This window comes from Streptomyces silaceus, from assembly GCF_001419745.1.
Lineage (GTDB): Bacteria > Actinomycetota > Actinomycetes > Streptomycetales > Streptomycetaceae > Streptomyces > Streptomyces silaceus.
Map to the genome: position 1 here is coordinate 19,233 of NZ_LIRJ01000034.1, position 23,417 is coordinate 42,649.

A 23,417-nucleotide genomic window follows, 5' to 3' on the forward strand; every position below is an offset into this window, starting at 1 on the left:
TGTCCGGACGGCCTGACATCCTCCGCCGGGGGTGAGTCGCCCGGCGGAGGCGGGCCACTCAGGCGCCCGGCAGGATGACGGCCCGGCCGTTCACACGGCCCGCGTGCAGGTTCTCGTACGCCGTGGGGGCGTCATCCAGTGCGTACGTCTCCACGTGGACGTCGATCACGCCCGACCGCGCCAGCTCCAGGACCTCGATCAGCTCGGACCTGCTGCCCCAGTACGGGGAGCGGACCGCGACGTCGTACGCGGTCGTGCCGAAGCCGACGGACGCGGCGCCGCCGCCGATGCCGACGATGGACACGTCCCCCTCGACCGCCGCGCAGGCGGTCGCCGTGGCGGCGGTGGGCGGGGCGCCGACGAAGTCGAACACGGCCTCGGCGCCGAGCCCGCCGGTCAGTCCACGCACCGTGTCCGCCGCGGACGCGTCCGACAGGACGGCCTCGTGGGCGCCGACCTCGCGGGCGAGCCGCAGCTTCTCCTCGGTGACGTCCAGGGCGATGACCCGCGCCGGGGTCAGCGCCCGCAGCAGCTGGATCGCGACGTGCCCGAGGCCGCCCGTGCCGATGACCACGGCCGTGCTGCCGGGCGTCAGCTTGGGCAGCGAGGTCTTGATCGCGTGGTACGGGGTGAGGCCCGCGTCGGTGAGCGGCACGGCGGTCACCGGGTCGAGGCCGCCGAGCGGGACCAGGTGGCGGGGGTCGTCCACGAGCAGGTACTCGGCGATGGCGCCGGGCGCCCCGAGTCCGGGCGGACGGATGCCGAGCTCCGCGGCGCGCGTGCAGTAGTTCTCCTTGCCCTGCGCGCACATCGGACAGGTGCCGCAGCCCCAGGGCCCGTACACGGCCACGGAGTCGCCGAGCGCGAGACCGGTGACGCCCTCGCCCAGCGCGGCGACGGTCCCGGCGCCCTCGTGGCCCAGGGTCAGCGGCAGCGGGAAGGACAGCGCCTCGGCGGGCATGTCCATCACCGCGATGTCGGAGTGGCACACACCGGCGGCGGTGACCTTCAGGAGCACCTGCCCCGGGCCCGGCCGGGGGCACGGGACGGTGACGACCTCGGGGTCGGCGCCGACGCTGCGGTACTGGACGGCCTTCATCCGGGCGGGCAGGCCCGGGAGTTCTCGACCTGACATGGTGGGGTGCCTCTCTTCCTACGGGTCGGACGCCGGTCAGCGGGCCGCGTATCCGCCGTCGACCAGGTGGTAGCTGCCGTTGACGAACGAGGCGCGCTCGGAGAGTAGGAACAGGGTGAGCTCGGCGACCTCCTCGGCGGTGCCGAGACGGCCCTGCGGGTGGAGCGCGACCAGCTGCGCGCGCTGCGCCTCGTCGCCCTTGAGCAGCGGGGTGTCGATGAAGCCGGGCGCGACGGCGTTCACCCGCACGCCCTGGGAGGCGTACTCCACGGCGGCGGTCTTGGTCAGGCCGACGACGGCGTGCTTGGCGGCGGAGTAGGCGGGGGACCCGGCGAAGCCGTTCGTACCGAGGATCGAGGACATGTTGACGACGGCGCCGCCGCCGGAGGCGAGGAGGTGCGGCAGCTCGTAGCGCAGGGAGTAGAAGACGCCGTTGAGGTTGGTGTCGATCACGCGCCGCCAGTCCTCGACCGCGTACTCCCCGGTCGGGGCGGACGCCCCGGCGATGCCGGCGTTGTTCACGGCCAGGTGGAGACCGCCGTACGTCTCGACCGCGAACTCGACGGCCAGGCGCACCGATTCGGGGTCGGTGACGTCGACGCGCACGGCGGCGGCACGGCCGCCGGCCTCGGTGAGGGTGCGGGCGACGTCCCGCGCGCCCTGTTCGTTGAAGTCGGCGACGACGACGGCTGCGCCGGCCGCCGCGAGACGGCGGGCGACCTCGAGGCCGATGCCGGAGGCCGCGCCGGTGACGAGGGCGGTCTTCCCGGCGAACTCCGCCGGGGCGGCGGGGGCGGCGCTGGTGTTCGTGCTGGTGGTCGTGCTCATGGTGGTGCCTGGTTTCACTCGGTGGTGGTACGGGATTCACTCGATGCCGGAGCGGGGGCCGGCGCGGGCTCGTCGGCCAGGGCCGTGAACGCCGTGTCGATGAGCCGGGGCAGGGGCGCGCTCGCGCCGGGCGCGATCCAGAACCGCACGGCGGTGCCGAACGCCCCGACGGCGAGCGACACCGCGAGCGCGGGCCGCAGATCGCGCTCCGCGTCGAGCCCGAGCCGACGCGCGACGATCGCCACCGACGCGCTCTCGGCCTCGTCCTGCACCCGCAGATAGGCGGGCAGCAGCGCGGGCTCGCCGTGCAGCAGCCGCAGCAGGTCCCGCGAGCGGGGCAGGCGGTGCCAGGCGGTCGGCTCGTCGGCCAGCCAGCTCCGCAGGGCGCGGTGGTAGGCCGTGAGCGGGCTCTCCTCGGCGGGGCGGGCGGCCAGCGCCGCGTTGATCCGCGCGAAGTCGGCGCGCAGGGCGTCGACGACGGCGTCCTCCTTCCCGGCGAAGTACCGGGAGAAGGTGCGCCGGGAGACGTCGGCCCGTTCGCTGATCGTCTCGACGGTGACCTGGTCGAGGCCGTGGGCGAGGACCAGGTCCACGGCGGCGTTCGCCATGGTGTCCCGGCTCTCCCGGACCTTGCGGGTCCGGCGGCCCTGGTTGCTGCTCATGTCGTCGACTGTACTCCTCGAAGTGTCCCAGTGGGACACATGACTCAGCGGGACACTTCGGGAGAGGCGGACCGGCGGCCTCGGGGACGCTTCCGCGGGCCGCCGCGCCACGGCTCGGGGCGGGCGCCTCGCCTCAGCCGACCGTCACCTTCACGACGCGTCCCGAGGCCTCGGCCACGAACAGCTCGCGCCGGGGGTCGTGATCGCCGAAGCCGCGCGGCACCCGGACGCTGCTGGGCATCCGCAGCCCCGACACCAGGACGCAGGAGCGCCCGGTGGCCGGGTCGACCCTGATCAGCTCGCCGTCGCGGAAGCTCGCGACGACCAGGTCGCCGTCGAAGGACGTGAGATCGTCGAGGATCTTGGCGCCGAGGGGGTTCGGGCTGAGCTCGGCGACCGTGGTGCGGGCCGCCGGATCGTCCAGGGGGATGCGGAGGACCGGGGACGACGCGGAAGTGATGACGCTGCTGTAGAGCTGGTCGCCGACGATCTCCAGGCCGTTCGTGCCGAAGACGTCCGCGGCCCGCGTCCACGCCTCGTCCCGCGTGCCGTCGGGACGGATCCTGACGATGCCGGTGGCCAGCTCGCGGCTGAGGTAGAGGTTCCCGTCGGCGTCGATCGCCAGGCCGTTGATCCCGTCGACGCCGTCGACGAACCGCTCGGCCCGGGGCCGCTCTGCCGCCGGGTCGAAACGCATGACCCCGCCCCCGCCCGACAGGCCCCATGTCAGCGGATTCACCCCGTAGTTGACGTACATCATGCCGTCCGGGCCGCGCCGGATCCCGCCCGGACCGACCACCGGCACCGTGGCTCTGAGCGTCCCGTCGGGGGCGTACCCCTCGACCCGGTGCCGCATGATGTGCGCGACCCAGAGCGTGCCCCGCCCGTCGAACTCGAGGTTCTCCCGCCAGTCCAGGAGCGGCACGCCGCCCTCCCTGAACACCTCCACGCGCGCCGGCTCGGCGCATCGCTCCAGGGCCGGCGCGGCCACCGGGGCGCGGCCCGCGCCCGCCTGCGCGGAGGACTGCGCGCCGCCCACCAGGAGCGCCGACACCAGGCCCACGGCGGTGGCGGCGCGGACGGCGCGGGAGGTCCGGACGGCACGGGAGGTCCACGCGGTGCGGCACGTCCTGCCGGTGGCGCGGCACGGGCGTCCGACCGGCAGGGAGTTCGGCTGGGTCACAAGGGGTCCCTTCGCTGCGTCCGACGGGGGCGGTGGGGCTCGGTGCGGAGGCGGTCCTACCCCGGGTGCCGGGCAACCGACCGTTGTTACCGGAGAGTTGGCCGATCTCGACCGCAGCCCGGCGCGGGGATCACGCCACGCTCACCGGGGCCCGTCGCGGATAATCGACGGTCCCGGCCGTCGCCGGGAAGGGCCCCTTGAGGAGGTTGCGTTGAGCGAACGCCGACTGGGCGTGGTGCTGGTGCACGGGATCCGGTCCAGCGCCGCCATGTGGGATCCGCTGCGCGGCCTCATCGCGGCGGACGAGGAGCTGGACTTCGTGGAGACGCTTCCCCACGAGTACGCGACCGGCGTCCTGCGCCTGAATCCCACGCGGACGTTCCCCAGCTTCGACACGGCCGCCGACGGCCTGAAGGAGTTCCTCGACACCCAGGGCGAGGACTTCCCCCGCCTGATGGTGATCGCCCACAGCCAGGGCGGCCTGATCGTGCAGCGCTGTCTGGCCCGGATGCTCGCCGAGGGCCGGGGCCGCGATCTCGCCCGGATCGGCCGCGTCGTGCTGCTGGCCTGCCCGAACAACGGCTCGGAGTTCCTGCTGTCCCTGCGCCGCCGCCTCTTCGGCCGGAGCCATCCGCAGGAGAGCCGGCTGCGGCCGTACGACGAGCAGATCACCGACACCCAGGCCACGGTGCTGCACGACATCGTCAAGGCCCACGAGGTCACCGACCGCACCTGCCCCATCCCCTTCAAGGCGTACGTCGCCGAGAGCGACAACATCGTCAAGGCGGCCTCCGCCAGGAGCGTGTTCCGCGACGTCGGGACCCTGCGCGGCGACCACTCCACCGTCGCCCGGCCCGACTCGGCGGGGCATCCGACGTACCGCACCCTGCGGCGCCTGATCCTGGAGACCGCCGACACCGACCCGCCCGGCAGACCGGGCCGGATACCCGCCGCGCCGATCCGCGACGCCGCCCTGGACGCGACGGCTCTCGGCGTCCACCGCGTCATCGACACGGCCGCGCCGACGGCCGGCCTCGCGCCCCAACCGCCGTACGTCCCACGGGAACACGACACCGCGCTGCGGACCGTCGTCGCAGAAGCGGCGGACGGACGCAGTGGCCTCGCGGTCCTCGTCGGCGGTTCGTCGACGGGCAAGACCCGGGCCTGTTTCGAGGCGCTGGCCCTCCTCGGCTCCGAGTGGCGGCTGTGGCGTCCGCCGAGCGCCGAGGACCTCGTGGCCGGGCTCGCCGGACAGCCACGACTCCCCCGCACGGTGGTGTGGCTCGACGAGGCCCAGCGCTCGCTCACCTCCTCGGCGCGGGACCCGGCGGCCCGCGCCCTGCAGACCCTGCTCGACGATCCGGCGCGCGGCCCCGTGCTGGTCCTCGGCACCCTGTGGCCCGAGCACCACAAGGAACTGACCACCCACGAGGCCCGCCCCGCGACCCGCCTCCTCAAGGACCGCCAGATCCACCTCACCGACACCGGGTTCCGCACCGCGGCCGAGGCCGACGTCATGGCGGCCGTCGCCGGCGACCCGCGGCTCGCCGAGGCCTTCACGGCGGCACGCGACCAGGCCACCCAGTACCTCGCGGGCAGCCGGGAACTCCTCGCCCGCTACGAAAGCGCCCCGGAGACACGGGCGTTGGTCGACGCGGCGGTGGACGCCGCGCGCCTCGGCCGGACCCAGGACGTGACGGAGGCCTTCCTCGCCCCGGCGGCGTGGGCGCTGCTGCCGGAGGCGTACGTGCGCACACGGCCCGCCGACTGGCCCGAGCGGTGGTTCCGGCGCGCGCTGGCCGACGCCGGGGAGCCCTGCCGGGGCGTCCCCGGGCCGCTGACCACGCGCGCGACGGGCCCCGACGAGCCACCACCGGACGTACGCGCCTACCAGCTCGCCGACTACCTGGCCCAACGGGTCGCCGCCGAGCGCAGGCCGCTCTGCCCGCCGGACGCCTGGTGGGAAGCGGCGGCCCGGCACGTCCGTGCGCCGGGGCACCTGCTGGCCCTGGCGGAAGCGGCCCGCGCGCGGGGGCGGTACCGCGTGAGTGCCCTGGTGGGGCAGCGGGCACTGGAGGCCGATCCGTCCGTACGCGCGCACGATCTGCTGGTCGCGCTGCACCAGGGCGCCGGGCACACGGCCGAAGCGGCACGGGCCGCGGAGCGTGCCCTGGAACAAGGGAACGAGCATCCCGCCCTCACGCTGGCCGAGCTGCTGCGCAGGAGAGGTGAGCCGGACCAGGCCGTCGGATGGCTGAGGCGGGCGGCGGCCGAGGCGACGGACAAGGAAGCGGCGTGGGACGCGCTGGCGATGACACTCCTCGAAGCAGGGGACACCGAAGGGGCGATGCGGGCCGGAGAGCACCTGTCCCGCTGGTACCTGGGGGCCTTCACCCGCGCGCTGAGCTCGGCGGGCCACAGCGCGGACGCCCTCGCGTTCGCCCGGCGGCTCGCGTCGGAGGGACGGACCGAGGCGCTCGTCGCCGAGGCCGGGCGGTTCGAGGCCGAGGGGCGGCTCCAGGACGCCATCGACCTGCTCGACGAGCCGGACCGCCTCGACTCGGCACTCGCCTACGAGTACCTCACGGACCTGCGCGAGGAGGCGGGCGACCCGCGCGGCGCCGAGGACGCGGGCCGGCGCGCGGCGAGCGAGCACCGATACGGCAAGGCACTCAAACGCCTGGCGGGGCGCCGCGCGGAAGCGGGGGATCCTCGCGGGGCGGGGCGCGCGATGCTGGCGTTGGCGTCCTGTCCCGACTGGGGCTGGTGGGCGCTGGCCGCGGCCGCGTACTTCGCCGAGGCGGGAGACCACGAGGCGGCCGCCGACGCGGCCGAGCGGGCCGTCGCCGGCGGATGGCCCGAGGGGTGGGTGCAGCTGGCCCACCTGGCCGTGCACCGCGGCGACCTGCCCGGCGTGGAGCGGGCCCTCGCGAAGGCCACGGCCACCGCGGACCGCGACGTGTGGGAGGCACTGGGCGACTTCCACCAGGACCAGGGCCACAGGGAAGAGGCCGATGCCGCCTACCGACGCGCCATCGGGCTCGGCCGGCACTCCGCGTACGACGATCTGGCGGCGCTGTGGCACGACGCCGGCGATCCCGCCCGCAGGGACGACGTCATCAGCGAGGCCCTCGCGGCGGGCCGGGTCGACTCCCTGCGCCCTCTGCCGGACTTCTTCACCGACGCCGAGGACTTCGCGACGGCCCGCTCACAGGCACTGCGCGCCGCCGAGCACGGCGACGAGGGAGCCGGTCTCTTCCTCACCCGCCGCTGGTTCCTGGCGGATCGCACGGCGGACGCGCTCGCTTTGGCCAAGGACCTGGCGCTCCTGGGACAGGATCAGGCCCTCAACGAACTCGTCCAAGCGCGCTGGGAGGCAGCGGACTTCAGCACGGTGATCGACGCAGTCGCGTTCGCCTGGCGCCCCGAGGACGCCCAGGCCCCGCTGACCGTCGGCTACTTGGCGGCGGCGCACGCGGCGACCGGCGCGGCCGCGGCCTTCGAAGGGACCCTGAAAGCCCTGCACTCCGCGCCACCCGCACTCCTCGCGGGCGAGCTGTGCGAGCAGCGCGGGCTGCGCGCCGAGGCCGTCGCCGCGTACGAAAGGGCCCGCGCGCACGGCGAAGGGCGCGCCCTTCTCGCGCTGGCCCGCCTGCACGCCGACGACCCGGCCCGAGCGCGCTCTCTCCTGCACCAGGCCGTCGACGCGGGCGCGCCGGACGCCGTCGAACTCCTCGCGACCCACTACGAGAACACCCGAGAGCCCGCGGCGGCCCGGGGCGTACGCCGCTACGGCGTCACGGCGGACGGCCCCGCCCCGCCCTGGTGAGACCGCCCGGCGACGGCCCCCTCAGGGCCGCCAGTCGAACGGGAAGTGCTTGCTGGAGCCGCCGCGGTACGCGTGGGAGAAGTCGAATCCCTCCGCGTGGTCGCTCTCGACGACGCCCCACGTGGCGATCTGGCCGGGGCCGACCTCGGCTCCGGGCGCGTTGACGAGCTGGACGCGGCGCGAGGGGTCGGCGGTGGGGCCGGTCAGCGCGGTGGCGCCGACGGCGACCTTGTCCGCGACGCGGGCCCGCCAGTACGAGAGGTCCGCGGCGGCGTCGAAGCGCACGGGCGCGTACCGCACTTCGCGCAGTTCGCCGATGAGCGAGCCGAACTGGCCGGGCCAGCCGCCGACATGACCGGCGAAGATCTGTTCCAGGGCGTCGCGCTGGGCCCGGTCGCCCTTGGCGTCGATGTAGAGCATGACCTTCATCGTGGCGTCCGGGTCGCCGACCCACATGTTCCCGGCGAACTCGCCGAGCGCGACGACGCCGAGGCCGTCCAGGCGTACGTCGCCGAAGTGCCCCTCGTGGACCTGCCAGACGAGGGTGAAGAGGCAGTCGCCGTGGGTCGGGGCCTGGGCGAAGGTGCAGGGGCAGGGCAGCGCACAGCTGCACACGTCGAACCACTCGCCGCGCAGGTGCCAGTCGGGCAGGGCGTCTTCGCCGGTGCCCGCGTGGAGGACGGCGGGAGTGAGGGGGGCGGGCCGCGGCCCGCCGGACGTCGTGCACATGGTGGAGCCTCCTGACTCTCGGGACCGGATCTCGGCACCCGCACCTCAATACCCCCTGGGGGTATCGAGGTGTGACAAGCAAGGACACTACGAGCACCCCTCCGCGATCGTCAAGTACCCCCTAGGGGTATATCCGCTTCGGCGCATTCGCGGTCCTGCCCCACCCCCGCCCCTCATGCCATGGTGAAGGGGCTCTGGTCCGGACCATCTCCGCCGATGAGGAGTCAACGCATGCGCGGCACCACGGTCTTGCCCGGCGAGGGGAACAACGGAGAACCGGGCGAGGACGGCATGCCGACCCACCGGCTTCAGGTACCGATGCCCAACGCGCTGCCGTTCGCCATCGGTACCTTCGACACCATCGGCCCCATGTCCCGTGCCACGTTCCCGCACCGGCACACCTTCCACGAGATCGTCCACGTCACCGGCGGCACCGGCGGGCACGTCGTCGACCTGAACCGGTTCGCGCTGAGACCGCCCAACCTGTGCTTCATCTCCCCCGGCCAGGTCCACCACTGGGAGGACGTCACCGGCCTGGAGGGCCATGTCATCCTCTTCACCGACGACTTCCTCCTCGACCACCCCGCCGACCGGTACGTCCTGCGCACCCTCGGCAAGCGCTCCTGGCTGGAACTGTCCGAGGAGGCCGCGGACCGGACCGCGCGCCTGGTCGCCGAGCTGGACGCCGAGTACCGGTCGGGGGCCGACGGGTTCCACAGCGTCCTGCGCGCCCTGCTGCACATCCTGGTGGTGCGCTCGGCGCGGCTGCCCGCGCACCAGCCGCCGACGTGGACGGCGCAGCCGCCCGCCCCCGACCCCACGGCCGCGCCGCACTCCCGTCCGGGCTCGATGGCCACGGAGTTCACGGCGCTGATCGGCACACCGGAGGGCGCCCTGCAGTCGGTGCGGTCGAGCGCCGAGCACCTGGGCGTCTCGGTGAGCTATCTCAGCGAGGCGGTGAAGGCGGCCACCGGCCGCACCCCCGGCGAGCTGATCCGGCAGTCCCGCGTGCACGAGGCCAAACGCCTGTTGCTGCGCACCGACTTGTCGGTCCGTCAGATAGCCGGACGCGTCGGGTTCGGGGACCCGGCGTACTTCTGCCGCTTCTTCCGCCGCGAGACCGGGGCGAGCCCCGGGGACTTCCGGCGCGGCGGTGGAGATATTCACCACGACCACCGGCTTGAGTCCATCGCCCGGACCCCGTCCTCCGCATAGCTTCATGGACGGTCCGGACCCCACCCACCCCCGCAGGCTCAGGAGGAGCGATGGACAACGAGATCGGCACCCCCGGCGGAGACGGCGCCGACGAGACCGCGGCCGGCGGCACCGGCACGGTGAACGGGACGGGCCGCGGCCCCAGCCGCAAGACCGTGCTGCGGGCCGCCGCCGCGGCGGGCATGGCGGTGCCCATGGCCCTCATGGGGGTTCCCGCACTGGCCAGGACCCGGCAGGGCGAGACGCTGGAGGCGACGCCGACCTGTGACGACGGCGACGACCCGACGATCCCGCAGATGGAGGGCCCGTACTTCAAGCCCAACTCCCCGCAGCGCACCTCGCTCGTCCAGCCCGGCACCCCGGGCGTGCGGCTCACCGTGACCGGGTACGTCTTCGGGCTCGGCTGCAAGCCGATATCGCGGGTGCTGCTGGACTTCTGGCAGGCGGACACCTACGGCACGTACGACAACGCGGGCTACCGCTTCCGCGGCCACCAGTTCACCGACGCCAACGGCGCGTACAAGCTCACCACGATCGTGCCGGGCCTCTACCCCGGGCGCACCCGCCACCTGCACGTCAAGGTGCAGGCCCCCGGGCGGCCGATCCTGACGACGCAGCTCTACTTCCCCGGCGAGCCGCGCAACAACACGGACCCGATCTTCGACGCGCGGCTGCTGATGAACGTCCGCAGCGTCGGCAACGCGAAGGAGGCGGACTTCGACTTCGTGCTGAACGTGCCGCAGCGGTAACGCACGGGCAGCGCGCCCACGCGCGGGGCACCCGTGAACACGGCGGAGCACGGGGCCCCGTACAACCTTCGGTGTTCTCGGTACGTCAACTGATGGTCCGAGAACACCGAGGGAACAAGGGAATTCGTATGTCGCTCGCCGGCCGCAGAGTCCGTCGCACTATGCCCCTGATCGCCGCGTCACTGCTGGTCGGCAGCGGCCTCACGGCCTGGACGCTGGGGCAGGGCACCGCCCACGCGGCCCCGGTGGACGGGCCGCGGGCCGGTGCCGCCGACGCGCGGGGCACGGACGACTTCAACGGCGACGGTGTCGCCGACCTGGTCGTCGGCGCCCCGGGCGGCACGGTGTCCGGCAAGGCGAAGGCCGGGTACGTGGTGGTGACGTACGGCTCGAAGGACGGTCTGGACCCGGCTCACAAGAAGGTCGTGAGCCGGTCCACGGCGGGGGTGCCGGGGGCGGCCACCGCCCAGCAGGAGTTCGGCGGCACGGTCACCAAGGGCGACCTGGACCACGACGGGTTCGCGGACCTGGTGATCGGCTCCGGAGGACCGGGGTCCGGCGCGGGCGTGGTGGTTCTGTGGGGGTCCGCGTCGGGCCTCACCGGCGGCACGAGGATCGACGGCTTCGGCTTCGCGCCGCAGGCCGGCGACTTCGACGGCGACGGCCGCACCGATCTGGCCCTGTTCGCCGGGGCGGGCTCGCACGGCGACGACCCGATCGGCCAGGACGCCCGGCTGTGGAAGGGCCCGATCGCGCGCGACGGCAAGCCGGCCGCGACGCTCGACTTCATGGACGCGTCGCAGTGGTGGAGCTACGAGAACGACGAGCGCCCCGACCCGTCCTGCCGTGAGAAGCCCGAGGTCTGTGTCGACGGGCCCCTGTCCGTCAAGGGCCCGGTCGTGCCGAAGGCGGTCGGCGACATCAACGGCGACGGCCGCGCCGACATCGTGATGAACGACTACTACGGCGACGGCGAGTGGGGCAACCGCGTCCTGTACGGCGGCGCCACGGGCTTCAAGCGGGGCGGGGCCCCGGGTTCGCGCGGCGCCCTGGGCGTCGGCGACATCAACGGCGACCGCTACGACGACGTGGTGGTCGGCGGCGGCGACTACGAGGCCAAGGTCATGGTCGCCTACGGCTCGGCGGAGGGCCTCACGGGCGACGTGCAGAAGTTCGACCAGGATCTGCCGGGCGTCCCCGGTGCCGAGGAGAGGGGTGACCTCTTCGGCGCCTCGGTCGCCGTCGGCGACGTGACGGGCGACGGCTACGCGGACGTGGCGCTCGGCGTGCCCGGCGAGGACGTGGGCACCGTCACCGACGCGGGCGCGGTCGTCCTGGTGCGCGGCGGCGCGAACGGCGTGACGGGCACCGGCGCCCAGGCCTTCCACCAGGACACCGCGGGCGTGCCCGGCGTCGCCGAGAAGAACGACCGGTTCGGGGCGGCCGCGGCCCTGGTCGACGTCACCGGTGACGGCCGCGCCGATCTGGCGGCGTCCTCCGTGGAGGAGAACGCGCACGCCGGCGCGCTGTGGTCGCTGCGCGGCACGGCCTCGGGCCTGACCACGACGAAGTCCGTCGCCTTCGGCCCCAAGGACGTCGCCGCCCCGAACACGGCGGCGCTGTTCGGCAGCACGCTGCGCTAGCCGGGGGCCGCGCCCGGCACGCGGCCCCCTGGGCCCGGTCCGAGGCCTCCCCCCGTCGGAGGCCTCAGACCGGACGGATCAACTCCCAGGTGTCCACGGCGTAGTCGAGGGTCATGCCGTGCCGCTCGTAGAGCGCGAGGGCACCGCTGCTGTTGTCGGTGTCCACGCCGAGGCCGATCCGGTCGCGGCCCAGCGCGGCGTAGTGCCCGAAGGCGTGGCGCAACAGATGGCCGCCGAGGCCCCGGCCGCGCAGCTCGGCGCGGACGCCGAGGTTGCCGACCCAGCCCGTCGACGGGCGGTCGTTGTGGGTGCGCAGCACGGCCGCGTCGCCGAAGCCCTCCACGTGCACGAGCCAGATCAGCGACCAGTCCGCGTGCTCCCCGTCGATGTCGCCCAGCCACTGCGCGTAGCTGCGGGGCTGGTAGTCGAAGTGGTCGGTGAAGCACTCCTGGAGCAGGGCGTGGGCGCGCCTGCGGTCCTCCTCGGCCAGACAGGTCCGCAGTGTCACGCCGGCCGGTGGCGCGGGCAACGGGTCGGCGGCCGGGTCGAGGTGACGCTCCATCACGTGGTAACGGCGGACCGTGCGCCAGCCACGGGCGCGGAGCGCCGGCAGGTCCATCGTGGGCGCGGTGTTGAGGTGCAGGTGGACCACCGCGCGCGCCGCGCCGTTGGCCGCGGCGCGCTCCGCCGCGCGGTGCTCCATCAGGTCGAACAGGTGCAGGGCGCCCCCCGGACGGCCCGGCAGGACGTAGTGGTCGACGTCGATGCGCTCGCCGCCGGAGTCGTCCCACAGCAGCGCGTACCCGACGAGCCGGTCGCCGTCGAACAGCAGCCAGGAGTCCCGCTCCAGGTCGACCTCGGGATGCCTCAAGTCGGCCTGGATCCGGCTCAGTTCGGTGTCGGCGCGACCGGTCTCCAGCAGGTCGACCTCATTGAGCAGCGCGCACACCGCCGCCGCGTCGCCGAGCGTGGCGGGCCGCACGGTCAGGCCCGCGGGCGGTACGAGGGAGGTGGTCATGGCACCACTGTCCGGGGCGGGGCACCCGGCTCGCAACGGAGTTTTCGCCGCCCGGGTCACGCCGGGCCCCAGGCCCTAGGGAGCGTCGGGGCGCTCCCCCGGCTCCCGGTCGCGCAGGGCGCAGACGCCGCTGAAGACGCCCGCGAGGTGGTCGGCCAGGGCGGCGAGGGCGTTGGCGGGCGGCAGGCCTTCCGGGTCGGCGAAGAGGTGGGCGGTCAGGCCCTCGGTGTACGCGGCGATGCGCGCCGCCTCGACGTGCTCGTCGGCCTCCGCGGACACCTCGCCGCACTCCTTGGCGTTCACGATCGCCTGCGCGAGGTGGGCGCGGGTGCGCCGCAGGGCCGCGGTCCTGAGCTCGCCGAGCCGCCGGTCGTCGGCCGCGCGCCCGGCGAAGGCGAGCGCGACGCGCCAGTCCTGCCTGCGCGCCGCGTCCAGCGGCATGCTCTCGGCCAGGGCGTCCAGGACCATGTGCTCGATCCGGGTCCCGGCGGCCTCGGCGTTCCCGATCAGGGCGGTCACCCGCTGCTCGAACCGCTCCAGGACATGGCCGTAGGCGAACAGCAGCATCTCGTCCTTGCTGCGGAAGTAGTGCTGGACGAGCCCGACGGAGATCCCGGCCTCCGCGGCCGTCCTGGCGACCGTGACCGCGCCGAGCCCGTCGGCGGCGATGAGCCGGCCCACCGCGGCGGCCACTTGGTGACGGCGTTCTTCGTGATCGGCGACGCGAGGCATGGGTTGACCATACCGCCGTACGGTAACGTCATAACCGTACGCGCATATGGTTATGGGGAGGCGACATGAGCGGAAGCAGTGGTGTCAGAGGAGCGAGGAGAGGCGGCGTCGCGTGGGGGCGGCGGCTCTCGGCGTTGGGCCTGGCGGCGGTCGCCGTCATGGGAATGGCCGTCCCGCCGGCGGGCGCGACCCCACCCGTGGGAGCCGTCCCGTCGGCGCAAGCCGAGCCGTCGGCCGCCGCCCTGGACCGCGTGGACGCCTACGCCGAGGAGCAGCGCGCGCGGACCCGTGTCCCCGGCATGGCACTCGCCGTCGTCAAGGGCGGCGACGTGGTCCACCGGCGCGCCTGGGGCGAGGACGGCAACGGCGATCCGGTCACGCGCCGCACGCCGTTCCTCGTCGGGTCGCTGTCCAAGCCGATCACGGCGACCGCCGTGATGCATCTGGCCGAGGCGGACCGGCTGCGGCTCGACGCGCCCGTGCGCCGCTATCTGCCGTGGTTCGAGCCCTCGGGTCCCGAGGCACGGCGCATGACGGTCCGTCATCTGCTCAACCAGACCAGCGGGATGACCGAGCGGGACGGCCTGACGCGCGCCGACCGGTTCGACAACGCCCCGGGCGGCGTGGAGCGCGTGGCACGGAGCCTCGCCCAGGTGCGCACCGTGACACCGCCCGGGGCACGGCACGCGTACAGCAACGCCAACTACATGCTGCTGGGCGCGGTGGTGGAGCGGGTCACCCGACGGCCCTTCGGTCCGTGGCTGCGGGACGCGGTGCTGCGGCCGCTCGGCATGGACGGCGCGATCGTCAACGCGCGCGACGCGGAACGCCGCGGACTCGCCCCGGGACACCGCTACTTCTTCGGCCGTACGACGCCTTTCGAGGCCCCCTTCGACGCCTCGGGCGTGCCCTACGGATACGTGGGCGCCGACATCGACGACCTCGCCGCGTTCGCCGCCGCGCAGCTCGGCGGCGGCGGTCCGGCCGCGCGCGCCGTGGTCTCGCCGGACGGGCTGCGCGAACTGCACGAGGGCACCGTCAAGGCGGGCACCTCGCACCGCTACGGCCTGGGCTGGCGCGACGACTCCTTCGACGACCTCGGCGAGCGCGTCGTGTGGCACGGCGGCGCCACCCCCGGCTTCCACGGCACCGTCGCCCTCGCGCCCGGCCGCGACCTCGCGGTCGTCGTCCAGCACAACGCGTACAACCCGCTGCGCGACGAACAGCTGAACTCGACGGCGTTCGGCGCCCTGCGCATCCTGCTCGGCGGGCGGCCCGAACCGGCCCCGGCCGACCCGATGCTCGCCACCCTGCTGACCGTCGTCACCGGCACGGCCCTCGCGCTGGCGCTCGCCCTGACCTGGTCGGTGTTCCGGCTGGTGCGGCCCGGCAGCAGGAAGTCCCGCGCACGGCGGAGGGGTTGGGTGATCGCGCGCGGTGTCTGCGCGGCCGCGGGGCTGCTGCTCCTCGCGTTCGCGGCCGTGTACGTGCTGCCCCGGCAGGTCACCGGGGTGGACCTGGCGCAGATCCTGCTGTTCGTGCCCGACGCCGGGCGCACCCTCGTCGCGGTCGCCGTGCTCGCCTGCGCCCTCGCCGTGGCGCGCGGGGCCCACACCGTGCGGGCCCTGCGCCCCCTCACGCGTACGGCCCCGTCTCCCGGCGCCGCTCCAGCCGGTCCACCAGCAGCTCGTACGACCGCCGCACCACCTGACAGGCGCGGCGCGTCGCACCCGAGTGCGCCGGGTCGGCCGTCAGGCCCGCCCAGTGCGTGAGCCGCTCGCGGGCGCGGGCCGTGAGCCGCGGCGCGGTCGCGTCCGCCGGCAGGCCGAGGAGGGCGTGCGGGGCGTGCCCGTACTCCCCGGTGACGCGCAGCAGGTCGGCCGCGTCGGGCGGGTCGAGGGCGACGGCGCCGCTGTAGTGGCCGCGCAGCACGGCGAGTTCGGCGAAGGCGTGCTCCGCGTGCTCCAGGCGGGTGACGGCGGTGGCGGCGCGCTCCAGGGTGGCGCGGGCCCGCGGTGAGCCGCCGGCCAGTTCCGGCAGGGCCCTGGTGTGCTGGACCGCGCGCGCCAGTTTGACCAGTTCGGCGCGGTGGCCGAAGTGGTCGGTGAGCAGGGCGCGGAAGTCCGCCATGCCGCTGCCCCGGTGCAGCTCGGCGCGGAGCGTCTCGCGCGTGTCGGCGCCCTCCCGGATCAGCCGGGCGGCCAGGACGATGCCGTAGCCGCCGAAGCGGGTGTGCAGGGCGAGGCGGCGGGCTGCGGGCACCGGCACGTGCGGCAGGTCGGCGGAGACGAACTCCGCGCCGAAGTACACGCGGTCGGCGAGTTCGGACGGCGTCAGCGCGGACAGGGCGGTGAGGTCGGCGACGTCCTGGTCGGTGCAGCTGCCCGCCGCCGCGCCGACCAGGCTCGCCAGCGGGCACAGGTCGTAGAGCAGCCGCCGGGCGCCCGCGGCGTCCATGAGGCGTCCGGCCACCCGGCGGCCCTCGGCGAGCGGGTCGTCGTGGGCCGGCCAGAACAGCTCGACCTTGGTGAGCGCGCCGACCGTGGTGACCGGCCCGGCGGCGCCGACGCCCGCCCCGGTGAAGTCCCGCAGGAGGTCCTCCTCCGAGGAGGCGAGGCCGCGCGCGAAGACGAGCACGAGCGCGTCGGCCTTGGCGGCCTGGCCCAGTGTCGCGGCGCGTACGTCGCCCTCGTCCAGGGCGAGGAACCGCAGCGTGTTGGCGGAGTCCTCGCCGAAGTGCGAGTCGAGGCCCGGCGTGTCGACCAGGTCGAAGTCGCGCAGGTAGGGGTGCGGGTCGGTGATCTCCAGGTAGTCGATCCGGCGCAGCAGCGCGGCGAGTTCGGGCGCGCCGCGCGCACGCGCGGTGAGCTTCTCCAGCTCGGCGATGTCGCGGCGCTGCGCGGGTGTGCCGTCGGTGTAGTGCACGGTGAGGGTCCTGGCCGGGCCGTGGCGCAGCCAGTTGACGTTGAAGGTGAGCTCCTCGACGCCGGTCGGCACGCGCTCCCCGCCGAGCAGGGCGTTGGCCAGGGTGGACTTGCCCGAGCTGACGCGGCCGACGAGGGCGACCCTGAGGGGCGCCGCGATCCTCGCGCGCTCCTCGGTCAGGGCCGCGCGGGCCTCCTCGAAGTCCGGTGCGGTGCCGAGGACTTCGAGGGCCTCGCCGAAGGCGCCGGCCGCGCGGTCACGGAGCACCGGAGCCCTCCGCGGGGCCGAGGAAGTGGGCGAAGAACTCCGGTCCGATGGCCCGGTAGTACGGTTCCAGGCCAGGTTCGAGGAGCGTGCGCAGCAGAGCGGAGAAGCGCTCGCGGCCCTCGAAACGGGTGCGCGCGGCCAGTCCCGCACACAACGCGTCGTAGAGCGTGAGGAGTTCGTGCCGTGCGGCGCGGTAGTCGCCGAGCGTGCCGCGTACGGCCTCGTGCGGGAAGGTCCCCGCCGGCGTCGGGTCGCCGGGCAGGGGCCAGGGCCGGGTCAGGCGCAGGTCGACGTACTCCATCGGGCGGCCCGTGGCGCGGTCGAGGGTGAGGGTGGCGAACGGCGGGAACAGCTCGGCGCCCCCGTCCCGCAGCGGCCGCATGCCGAACAGTGGGACGCGCAGGCAGACCCGGGGGACGCCGTCGTCCGCCCCGGGGGCCAGGCGCAGCGGCACGGGCCAGCCGATGCCGCTCTCCATGGGGGCGAGCTGCCGGAACAGCGGCATGCGGCGCAGTCCCGCGAGGAGCACCTCGGTGGGCACGGGTCCGCCGTCGGCGGGCTTCGGCGGGCCCGGGTACGGATCAGGCATGGTGGCCTCCTGCCGTGGCGGCCGTGGTGACGGTGAACCGGCCCGAGTCCTGCCAGGCGGCCAGGAAGTCCCGCTCGGGCACGGCGAGGCCCGCGCCGTCGGGGCGTCCCGGGTCGTTGAGGATCACCTGGAGGTTGCCCGGGTCGCTCCGGTCGACGCCGATGACCTGGACCACGTGGTCGGCGCCCTGACCGGGGATGCCCGCGACGTCGGCGAGTTCCTGGGCCTGTGCGTCGGCGGCGAGTATCTCGTCGGAGTCGACGGCGACGAGCACGCCCGCGCCCTCGGCGAGGGAGGACTCCAGGCTCTCCAGGCTCTCGCCCTGGGTGCGCTCGACGGGCACTCCGTAGAACTCCAGGAGGTTGCCGACGTCGTCCATGGGGGTGCCGCCGCCGGGCCGGTACCAGTCGTGGGCCTCGGCGACGGCGACCAGTTCCTCCTCGGTGTGGTCGACGCCGGTGAACCGGTCGATCAGGAACTCCTGGCCGACGACGGCGCAGGTGTCGGCGGACTGCTGCTCGTGCCAGAGGGCGATGTCCTCCTGCCCCTGGTCGACGGTCGCCGCGGAGGCGAACTCCGCGGTGTCCGCGCCGAAGGCGCCGAGGCCGCCGTCCGCCGGTTCCGGTGACGCGAACGACTCGAAGTCCCCGAAGGCGGCGTCGTCCTCGGGCCCCTGGTACGGATCGTCGTGGGCGCTGTCGAAGGTCATGCGTCGGCCCACCCGTCGTCGTCCTCGGGCTGCCGGGCGCCGTCCGGGGCGGCCGTGGATCCGGAGCCCTGCGGGGCCGCGGCGGATCCGGAGCCCTGCGGGGCCGCGGCGGATCCGGAGCCCTGCGGGGCCGCGGCGGATCCGGCGTCCTCCGGCGCCGGTGCCCCCTGTCCCGCGCGCCCCAGCGCTGCGGCCTCCGTGCGCAGCGACTCGACGTTCCTGCGGACGTCGAGGAGGGGGACGCGTCGCTGACGCAGCCGGGTGGTGCGCTCGGCCGCCTGGGCCCTGGTCGCCGCCCGCGCGTCCTTGATCCGCGCCAGGGACGCGGCCACGCTCTCCTGTTCCTGGCGGATCCTGCTGTCGAGCTCCGCCACGACGGCGACGATCAGCTCGTCCCTCATCCCGGCGACGGCGTCCTCGATGTGCCGCTGCTGGGTGGCCCGCAGCGGCGCCAACTGGGTCTGGAGACTGGTCCGTTCCTGCTGCCGTTCGGCGTACCGCTGGACGCGGACGGAGGTGAGCAGGCCGATGCCGGCACCGAGCAGCGCCCCGACGGCGGTGCCGAGGGCACCGCCGACGAAGGGCAGCGCGAAGTTGCCGACCGCGAAGCCCATGGCCGCGCCCGTGCTCGTGGCGAAGGACGTCTCGCGCACGTGCCGCGTCCCGGTGCCCGGGGGAATCTCGCCGCCGAGGCGTCCGGTCACCTCCAGCGGCGGCACCGGCGGGTCGGGCAGCGCGCCGACCTTCTGCTCGGCGAGGTCGAGCCCGTGCGCGGCGCTGAACTCGCGCAGGATGCGGGCCGACCGGCGGCGCGCCAGTTCGTTGACGCCCGCGACGACGGCGGCGGCGTCCGCGGAGAGCTGCCCGACGAGCCGCTCGGGCTCGGCGAGGAACAGATCGCGGAAGAGGTAGTCGGTCTGGAAGGTGTTCCACACCCGTTCGATCCCGGCGTGGCCCTCGCTGCCCAGCCTGCGGCCGAGCGCGGTGAACTGCCGACGCAGCTCGGCCCGCCAGCCCGCCTCGCCCAGGGCGAACCCCGCGAGACGCCGTTTCTCGCCCTCCAACTCCTCGGTCAGACGCGCCAGTTCGTCCTCGGTCCGCTGGGTGAGGATCTCCAGTTCCGTCTCCACGGGCCGCAGCAGCGCGAGGGCCGCGCCGTCGAGGTCGGCGAGGGCCCCGCCGAGGAGCAGCTTGGCGCGCCTGCGCTCCAGTGCCTGCCACAGCAGCGTCTCCAGGGCGGGGAAGTTGCTCAGCCGCAGATGGCGGTCGCTGCCGGATTCGAGGTGCCGCTGTTTGGCGAGGTTGGAGACCGCCACCAGGGGCAGGGCGTCGGGGGCGCACCCGGTGGCCTCGGCGAGCTTGGCGACGGTGTTCTCGCGGATGCCCGTGCTGTCGGTGGGCACGTCGGTCTTGGTGAGGACGAAGACGATGCCGTCGACGTCGTCGGTGACCTCGGCGGCCGCGGTGGCCTGCCGCAGGAAGACCAGTTCGCTCTCGGTCAGCGGCTGGGTGGCGTCGGCGACGAAGAGGAGGGCGTCCGCGCTCGGCAGGAAGGCGGCGGTCACGGCGGTGTGTTCGCGGTACGCCCCGCCGATGCCGGGAGTGTCGACGACGACGATTCCCGAGCCGAGGCGGCGGTTGGGGGTCTCGACCTCCAGCAGCCGGGCCCGGCGCACGTTGTGCGGATTGCCGCCCTCGGTGACGTAGTCCGCGATCTCGGACCGGCCGATGGCGCGCGACTCGGTCGTCCCCGCCCCGCCCTCGTCCCCCGCCGTGTCCTCGCCGTCGCCCTGGAGCGTGACGGTGATCCGCTCCGTGTCGCCGTACCGCACGGTCGTCACCAGCCGGGTGGCGTACGTCGTGTCCACCGGGAACAGGTCCGGGTCTTCGAGCAGCGCGCCCAGGAGGCTGGACTTGCCGCGTTTGAACTCGCCGCAGACGACGACGGTCAGCCGCCCGTCGCGCAGCCGGTCGTGTGCCGCGCGCAGGCGCCGCAGGGTCTCGGCGGCCTGCTGTTCCTCCGCCTGCCGCACCAGCCCCTCGAACAGTCCGAGGACCTCGGCGCGGAGCGTGTCGTACGTACGCATGCTCTCCCCCTTCGGGCGTTCCGCTCCTTCGATCCCTGCCGGGCCCCGAATGTTCCCGGTCAGTTCGCCGGGTCCTCTCGGGTGAGGGCCCAGACCCGTGCGGAGCCGTCCTGGCAGGTGGTGGCGAGGCGGCGGCCGTCGCCGCTGAGGGCCGCCCCGACGAGGACCTCGGGGTGCGCCGCCTCGCACAGCACGCGGCCCGCCCTGTCGACGTCCCTGACCTGCGCCGACCACAGCGTGGGGGCGACGGCGAGGATCCTGCCGTCGGCGCCGAGCGAGACGGTGTTCACGCCCGCGGTGTGGTCGAGCACCAGGAGGCAGTCCCGGCCCGGGACGTCCCACACATGGACGCGCCCGCCCTGCGTGCCGACGGCGAGCCGTCCGCCGTCCGCGCTCAGGGCGACGCCGTTGACGGCCGAGCCGTACGGGATCGACCAGAGTTCGCGCCGCTCCGGCACCGACCAGAGCCGGCAGGTCCCGTCCCGGTCCCCGGAGGCGAGCAGGCGGCCGTCGGCGCTCAGCGCGAGCGCGAGCACCCAGCTCTCGTGCCGCAGGCTCGCGAGGCGACGGCCCTCCCGTACGTCCCAGACGTGCGCGACGCCGTCGTCGGCCCCCGAGGCGAACCACCTGCCGTCCTCGGTCAGCGCCACGGCCCGCACCCAGTCGCTGTGCGCGGACGCCAGGACGACGGTGTCGGCGCCGCGGTCCAGCCGGGCGCCCGGCCCCCGTGAGGAGGAGGCGAGGAGGGTGCCGTCGCCGTTCACCGCCACGGCCAGGGCGGGTTCGGTGTGGCGGACCGTAGTCCGGGCCCCGCCGCCGGCCGGCCCCCACACGCACGCCGTGCCGTCCGAGGCGCCGGTGGCCAGCCACTGTCCGTCTGCCGACAGCGCGGGCGCCACGACCTCGGCGTTCGCCCGGTGCGCGACCGTGCGGACCACCCGGCCCCCGGGCAGCCAGGTGGCCTCGGTACGCGGGGCGGGCTCGCGCGCCCCGACCGTCACCAGCCAGTCCCCCGCCACGACGGTCTGCCCCGCCGCCGCGTGGTGCGCGACGACCCGCCCCGGCCGGTCGTCGGAGCGCAGCTCCCACAGGCTGCCGTCGGCCGGCCGGGCCAGGGCGAGCGCCTGGCCGGGCGCGTAGTCGGCGCCGGGCGGGCGCAGCCACCGCACCAGCTCGGCGGTGCCGCCCGGCAGCGCCCAGCTCAACGGCCGCTGCCCGCGCGGGACGTCGGCGGGCGCGAGGTGGCGTTCCTGGGTGTACGTGGCCCAGTGCGCGGCGCCGTGGGCCACCGCGAGCTCCGGGTCCTCGACGTGGCGCAGCGGACGGTCCAGGGCCCGGCCGAGGAGTTCGGCGACCACCGGCATGCGGGTGGTGCCGCCGACCAGGAGCACGGCGTCGACCTGGTCGGCGGTGAGCCCCGCGGTGGCGAGCAGGGCCCGGCAGCAGTCGACGGTGCGGGCGAGCAGCGGGGTCACGATCGTGACGAAGCGCTTGCGGTCGAGTTCGACGAGGGCGCCGGCGGGGGCGAACACGTCCTCCACGAAACTGTCGGCGCTCAGCTGGTGCTTGAGCCTGCGGGCGAGGTCGCCCAGCTCCAGGACGTTCCTGCGGGCCGCGACGGGCACGGCCGGGCTCAGCGCGGCCGCCAGCTCCGCGCCGCCGCGCTCCCTGATCTCGGCGAGCAGCAGCGCGTCGATGTCGCTGCCCCCGCAGTCGTCGAGGGCGTCGTGCCCGAGGACCTCGTGGCTGCCGCCGTCCCGCAGGCGCACCAGTGCCGCGTCGAAGGTGCCGCCGCCGAAGTCGTAGACGAGGACGGTCCGTCCGGGTCCGAGGGGCGCGCCGGCCACGGGGGCGTACGCGGCGGCCGCGGGTTCGGCGAGCAGTTCGACGGCGGTGAATCCCGCGGCCCGGCCCGCGGCGAGCATGACGCCGCGGCGGGGGTCGGCGGGGCCGTAGGCGGCGGGGACGGTGAGCACGGCCCGCTCGACCGGCGCGCCGAGCAGCCGGGCCGCCTCGTCGCGGAAGGCCGCGAGCACCCGGGCCACGAGGTCGCCCGGTGTGAACGACCGCTCGCCGAGCGGGATCGGCGCGTCCTGCCCGACGTCCCGCTTGAACTCGGCGCGGTACAGCTCGGGGCGCACCTTCTTGCGGTGCTCCGCCGGGGTGCCGATCAGCAGCGTGTCGTCGCGCAGGCAGACGGCGCTCGGCCAGGTCCACGAGCCGGTGGACCGCTCCTTGAGGAGGCGTACGCCCCCGTCGGTCAGCAGCGCCGCGGACGACGCCGACGTCCCGAAGTCGATGGCCAGGACGGCCTGTTCCATGGGTGTCTCCCCCGCTCCGTCACCGCTCGCCGGCGCCCGCGCCGCGCAAGGCGACCGCCACCATCCGCTCCCAGTCGGCCTGCTCGCACGCGTCGTCGGGTACGTCGGCGATGGCGCGGGAGAGCAGGAGGAGCAGGCGCGCGGGGCCCGCCCGGTCCGGGTCGACGTCGGGGTAGGCCGACATCTCGGCCCACTCCTCACCGCTCACGTCCGGCCTCCCCGCCGCTCTCCGGGGTCGGGGCCGAGCAGGGCGAGCAGGGCCTGGCGCGCCCGGGAGATGCGGCTCTTGACCGTGTTCAGCGGGATGCCGAGGATCTCCCCGACCTCCGCGTAGCTGCACCCCAGGCACTCGCGCAGCACGATCGCCGCGCGGAACTCCGGGGGCACCCGGTCCAGGGCCGCCTGCACGGACAGCGTCGTCACGACCCGCTCCGCGACGGCGGGCGCGTCGTACGCCTCGTCGGGCATGTCGAGCCCGGCGGGGCGGGGCCGGGCCGCGCGGCGCTCCACCTCGGCGAGCGCGGCGTTGACGGTGATGCGGTACAGCCAGGTGGAGAAGCGTGCCGTGCCGTGGAAGCCGACCAGACCCCGCCAGGTGCGCGTCAGGGTCTCCTGGGCCGCGTCGGCCGCGTCCTCCGGATTGCCGGTGACCCGCAGACACACGGCGTACACCTTGGCCCGGTGCCGTGCGACGAGTTCCGCGAACGCCTCCCGGTCCCCCGACCTGCAGCGTGTCACCAACTCCGTGTCCGTAACGCGTTCCGCCGTGCCGTGCGCCAGGTCCATGGCGCATCAC

The 23,417-nt window shown here is 74.8% G+C and carries 17 protein-coding genes and 2 pseudogenes; 5 read left to right on the forward strand and 14 right to left on the reverse strand.

Annotated features, from left to right (window positions below):
- Positions 1–58 precede the first annotated feature (58 nt).
- From AOK22_RS03525 to AOK22_RS03540, 4 genes are all read right to left on the reverse strand, one after another.
- The gene (locus AOK22_RS03525; protein WP_055697052.1) at positions 59–1,099 is read right to left on the reverse strand and encodes an NAD(P)-dependent alcohol dehydrogenase; all 1,041 of its coding nucleotides are present in this window, start codon (positions 1,097–1,099) and stop codon (positions 59–61) included.
- A gap of 72 nt (positions 1,100–1,171) precedes the next feature.
- The gene (locus AOK22_RS03530) at positions 1,172–1,963 is read right to left on the reverse strand and encodes an SDR family NAD(P)-dependent oxidoreductase (protein ID WP_055697053.1); all 792 of its coding nucleotides are present in this window, start codon (positions 1,961–1,963) and stop codon (positions 1,172–1,174) included.
- 14 nt (positions 1,964–1,977) lie between these two features.
- The gene (locus AOK22_RS03535) at positions 1,978–2,625 is read right to left on the reverse strand and encodes an acyl-CoA-like ligand-binding transcription factor (RefSeq protein WP_055697054.1); all 648 of its coding nucleotides are present in this window, start codon (positions 2,623–2,625) and stop codon (positions 1,978–1,980) included.
- Positions 2,626–2,758: 133 nt separating this feature from the next.
- Positions 2,759–3,808 carry an SMP-30/gluconolactonase/LRE family protein gene (locus tag AOK22_RS03540; RefSeq protein ID WP_055697055.1) on the reverse strand — a complete coding sequence of 350 codons (1,050 nt, stop codon included), beginning with the start codon at positions 3,806–3,808 and terminating at the stop codon, positions 2,759–2,761.
- 211 nt (positions 3,809–4,019) lie between these two features.
- On the opposite strand from AOK22_RS03540, the gene AOK22_RS03545 reads away from it, so the two are divergent.
- Positions 4,020–7,637: a hypothetical protein gene (locus AOK22_RS03545; protein ID WP_157872169.1), complete on the forward strand. Its 3,618-nt coding sequence runs from the start codon at positions 4,020–4,022 to the stop codon at positions 7,635–7,637.
- Positions 7,638–7,658: 21 nt separating this feature from the next.
- On the opposite strand, the gene AOK22_RS03550 is transcribed toward AOK22_RS03545, so the two are convergent.
- Positions 7,659–8,366 carry a DUF1326 domain-containing protein gene (locus tag AOK22_RS03550; protein ID WP_079036311.1) on the reverse strand — a complete coding sequence of 236 codons (708 nt, stop codon included), beginning with the start codon at positions 8,364–8,366 and terminating at the stop codon, positions 7,659–7,661.
- 231 nt (positions 8,367–8,597) lie between these two features.
- Here AOK22_RS03550 and AOK22_RS03555 point away from each other — a divergent pair, with 231 nt between their 5' ends.
- The 3 genes and pseudogenes from AOK22_RS03555 to AOK22_RS03565 all read left to right on the forward strand — a co-directional run bounded on the left by AOK22_RS03555 (position 8,598) and on the right by AOK22_RS03565 (position 11,973).
- Positions 8,598–9,581 carry a helix-turn-helix transcriptional regulator gene (locus AOK22_RS03555; protein WP_055697057.1) on the forward strand — a complete coding sequence of 328 codons (984 nt, stop codon included), beginning with the start codon at positions 8,598–8,600 and terminating at the stop codon, positions 9,579–9,581.
- 50 nt (positions 9,582–9,631) lie between these two features.
- Positions 9,632–10,324 (forward strand): annotated as a pseudogene (locus AOK22_RS03560) (dioxygenase family protein); the annotation flags it as partial.
- Positions 10,325–10,458: 134 nt separating this feature from the next.
- The gene (locus AOK22_RS03565) at positions 10,459–11,973 is read left to right on the forward strand and encodes an FG-GAP-like repeat-containing protein (RefSeq protein WP_079036313.1); all 1,515 of its coding nucleotides are present in this window, start codon (positions 10,459–10,461) and stop codon (positions 11,971–11,973) included.
- Between the two features lie 64 nt (positions 11,974–12,037).
- Here the strand turns inward: AOK22_RS03565 and AOK22_RS03570 are convergent, their stop codons facing one another.
- Together AOK22_RS03570 and AOK22_RS03575 are read right to left on the reverse strand one after the other, a co-directional pair.
- Positions 12,038–12,991: a GNAT family N-acetyltransferase gene (locus tag AOK22_RS03570; RefSeq protein ID WP_055697058.1), complete on the reverse strand. Its 954-nt coding sequence runs from the start codon at positions 12,989–12,991 to the stop codon at positions 12,038–12,040.
- A 75-nt stretch (positions 12,992–13,066) separates the two neighbouring features.
- A complete protein-coding gene (locus AOK22_RS03575; RefSeq protein ID WP_055697059.1) occupies positions 13,067–13,723 on the reverse strand; it encodes a TetR/AcrR family transcriptional regulator in 657 nt (218 codons plus the stop codon).
- A 65-nt stretch (positions 13,724–13,788) separates the two neighbouring features.
- On the opposite strand from AOK22_RS03575, the gene AOK22_RS03580 reads away from it, so the two are divergent.
- Positions 13,789–15,495, forward strand: a complete 1,707-nt coding sequence (locus tag AOK22_RS03580) for a serine hydrolase domain-containing protein (protein WP_079036314.1) — start codon at positions 13,789–13,791, stop codon at positions 15,493–15,495.
- An 865-nt stretch (positions 15,496–16,360) separates the two neighbouring features.
- Here the strand turns inward: AOK22_RS03580 and AOK22_RS42475 are convergent.
- The 7 genes and pseudogenes from AOK22_RS42475 to AOK22_RS03610 form a co-directional block, all read right to left on the reverse strand.
- A pseudogene (locus AOK22_RS42475) lies at positions 16,361–16,915 on the reverse strand (dynamin family protein); the annotation flags it as partial.
- Complete coding sequence (locus AOK22_RS41795; protein ID WP_055697061.1) at positions 16,905–17,504, reverse strand: hypothetical protein; 600 nt, start codon at positions 17,502–17,504, stop codon at positions 16,905–16,907. The pseudogene AOK22_RS42475 and the gene AOK22_RS41795, both read right to left, overlap by 11 nt.
- Complete coding sequence (locus tag AOK22_RS03590; protein WP_157872170.1) at positions 17,497–18,213, reverse strand: cysteine peptidase family C39 domain-containing protein; 717 nt, start codon at positions 18,211–18,213, stop codon at positions 17,497–17,499. The genes AOK22_RS41795 and AOK22_RS03590 overlap by 8 nt, the downstream gene beginning before the upstream one ends.
- Complete coding sequence (locus AOK22_RS03595) at positions 18,210–20,300, reverse strand: dynamin family protein (RefSeq protein WP_055697063.1); 2,091 nt, start codon at positions 20,298–20,300, stop codon at positions 18,210–18,212. Before AOK22_RS03595 ends, AOK22_RS03590 begins: the two co-directional genes overlap by 4 nt.
- Before the next feature lie 59 nt (positions 20,301–20,359).
- Positions 20,360–22,621 carry an Hsp70 family protein gene (locus tag AOK22_RS03600; protein WP_055697064.1) on the reverse strand — a complete coding sequence of 754 codons (2,262 nt, stop codon included), beginning with the start codon at positions 22,619–22,621 and terminating at the stop codon, positions 20,360–20,362.
- A gap of 19 nt (positions 22,622–22,640) precedes the next feature.
- Positions 22,641–22,829 carry a hypothetical protein gene (locus AOK22_RS03605; RefSeq protein ID WP_055697065.1) on the reverse strand — a complete coding sequence of 63 codons (189 nt, stop codon included), beginning with the start codon at positions 22,827–22,829 and terminating at the stop codon, positions 22,641–22,643.
- Positions 22,826–23,359 (reverse strand): RNA polymerase sigma factor, encoded by a 534-nt coding sequence (locus AOK22_RS03610; RefSeq protein WP_208606363.1) that lies wholly within the window; start codon positions 23,357–23,359, stop codon positions 22,826–22,828. The genes AOK22_RS03605 and AOK22_RS03610 overlap by 4 nt, the downstream gene beginning before the upstream one ends.
- Positions 23,360–23,417 lie beyond the last annotated feature (58 nt).